General features: G+C 41.1%; 2 pseudogenes. Both read right to left on the minus strand.

Features of this window, described 5'->3' with window-relative positions:
• Positions 1–888: pseudogene (locus GNY06_RS00790) on the minus strand (DUF932 domain-containing protein); the annotation flags it as partial.
• 577 nt (positions 889–1465) lie between these two features.
• Positions 1466–2716: pseudogene (locus tag GNY06_RS00795) on the minus strand (site-specific integrase).
• Between the last annotated feature and the right edge of the window lie 96 nt (positions 2717–2812).

Genomic DNA, 2812 nt, shown 5'->3' on the forward strand with positions numbered 1-2812 from the left:
CCTTTGGTAGTCGCCATTTGTTGGGTGTCGCTTATCATAGCGTATTCAAAGGCATCATCTACGGTGTTTTTGAACACGGTGGAAACTTCATCTTCCGCACCTTTTTTGAGCAGGTTAAGCGTTTCTTTGTTCGGGCAAAGAGCCAACTGGATTAGCTTTCTTACTTCTCGGTCTGTTACCCTTACTTTAGCCCAGCCGTTAAAAATGTTCTCTAACTGTGTGCTTAGGGTGTTGGCAAGCCCCATAACCTTGTGGGCGTTTTCAAGGCGTTTTTTTGCTCCTGATGTGTGTTTGATACGCACCACGTTGGTCATACTCCGCAATGAAGCGTTTAGGGTGTTTTGGCATACGATACGGATAGGGGTAAACGCTGCGGTAATACTTCCGCTACCGTCGTGGCTTGTGGTTAAGAAAATGTACTTTTCTGTAACATCGTCGCCGTTACCTACTCGGATATAGTCAGGCAGCTTGGCAGTAATAAAAATGCGTTCCCCGTTGCCCAATGCTCCTGCGGTTTCGTACAATATACCATCGCCCCCGCCTACAATAGCATCAAAGAAATTGAACGCCTCACGTTCTGTACGATATGGTAGTCTTTACCAACTACGCCTAACGGTGTGTTGGTGTCGGTGCGAAGCGTGGAGAAACTGTTAGGTACTAAATATCATTAGCTTCAATCAGTTCTCCGCTGTCGCCTATGCTCATTGTTCTGCCCTGTGTGAACAGTGGGGATTTGATTACCTCATAATCTAAACCTGCGTGTAATATTGCTTCTTCGCTTGTTGGGTACTGTTCTACGATTTGCCCCAAACCGTGCCACGCTTTTTGCTGAACGCTAAAGAATGAATGACGCCCTGTTTGCTCGTTGAAATTGATGTTGTGTGCCATAATTCTAAAATTTTGATGTTTGAAAAATGTTATTTACTCACTCGCTTTTCTCGTATCCCGCTTCCCGTTGTGGTTTGCTCCGCTTCGTTTCGCATAAATTTTTCCAAAAGAAAAACCGGAAAAAAGAAAGCAGATAATCCAATCGGGCAACAGCGTAAAACTGAAAGGAAACGGAATAAGTCCCGGAGGGTGGCAAGGCAACACACAGCAATTCGGCGAAGCCAACATTTTGCCTTGCCATTATGCCGTAGTCTTTTGGTTGGGCGTGTGGGGTGGCTGCCCGCTATAACTTAGCTGCCTTTTTACCGGTTGATTGTGGAAATTTTCTACTCTAAATTTTATGGCATTAATGACCAGGCTTTCATAGCCTGTAATAGAGATTTGAAAAACGGAATAGCAGAAGGGCATTAGATATGGGTCTCGTTTTTCAATTTTCTATTTAGCAGGTAGGTAATAAGCTCTTTTACAACGTTGGACTGGGTAGAGGAAAGTAAATGTGCTTTATCTACATAAAAAGTGTGAGCATAAAAAAAGCAGAACCGTTAAGTTCTGCTCATTGTGATTAAATAAAAGCTGATTAAATTGTCATCATAAATGCTTCCTCCATTGCCTTGAATTTCGGGGTAACCAAATCCATATCCTTACTGATTTTTTGGCTTGTGATTTTAGCGTAAATCTGTGTGGTGGAAATGTTTTTGTGTCCCATCATTTTGCTAAGGTTTTCAAGCGGTACGCCCTCGGTCAAAAACATTGTTCCGAAAGTATGTCTTGCCGTATGAAAGGTTACTTTTTGTTCTGTAATGATTTCAGCCTTTTCAACCAATTTACCTATGTGCGTATTACAGGTGGCATTAGTTGGAACCGGAAAGATAAATTCATTCCTTGTCGTACCCTAATACTTCTCAATGATACGTTTAGGGATTTCCATTAACCGAACATTGGAAGCAATATCTGATTTCTTTCTCCTGCTGATAATCCATTGATGATCGTCAAAGAATGATTGAATATTGTTCCTTGTCAATTTCCTAATATCCGCATAAGCAAGTCCGGTAAAGCAACTGAAAATAAACAGGTCTTTTACCAGTTCATACCCTGGGTGCGGTGGTACGCACAACATCAGCCTTTCAACATCTTCTTTAAGGATGTAACCCCGGTCGGTTTCTTCCATACTGATTTCATAATCCGGAAACGGATTATCACGTATCAAGCCTTTTTTAATGGCCAATTCCACCAGACTTAACACAGGCATCGTGTAAACCCAAACCGTGTTATGCGAAGACTGCAAATCGTACTGGAGGTAAAAATCAAACTCCCGGATAAAATCGCCTGTCAATTCTCGGAAAGCCATATCATCACGATGATAGCGTTCTTTGATAAAAGAGGTAAGATGATTGTAAACTACAATATACTTGTAATAAGTACTTTGCGTACGTTCTCCCTTTTCGACCAGTTTTTTAAAATCTTCATTTTGGTCGTTGAAGACTTTTAATATAGCATCCTCCATTATACCGACACCCAAAAATGACAATTTCACTTTTTGAGCGGTTGCAAAGCCCTCGTGCTTCAGCATATCTTCATAAATCTTGTCGATACGCCCACGTATATTATCCAGTTTCTTATTGATGCTTAATGCCTGCGCACTTTTGCCCTGAACACGACCGTGTTTTAAATCCCAATTATTGGAGTCAATTTCTAACTTTGTACCGAAAGTCTTCGGGGTTCCGTCAATGGTAATACGTGCCATAATCGGGGCATTACCATTCTTTTTCAGTTCGTTCTTTTTCAAATAGAAAAGCAGTTTGAACGTCGATTTTTTTGTCTGCTCCATAACTCAAATGTTTAACGTTTAAAATTAAATTACATTGAGTTACAAGGGAACGTAGAAAAGGGCGCAAAAGACTGAAATATAATCAGTTAAACCACA

Source organism: Elizabethkingia argenteiflava, from assembly GCF_009904105.1.
Taxonomy (GTDB): domain Bacteria; phylum Bacteroidota; class Bacteroidia; order Flavobacteriales; family Weeksellaceae; genus Elizabethkingia; species Elizabethkingia argenteiflava.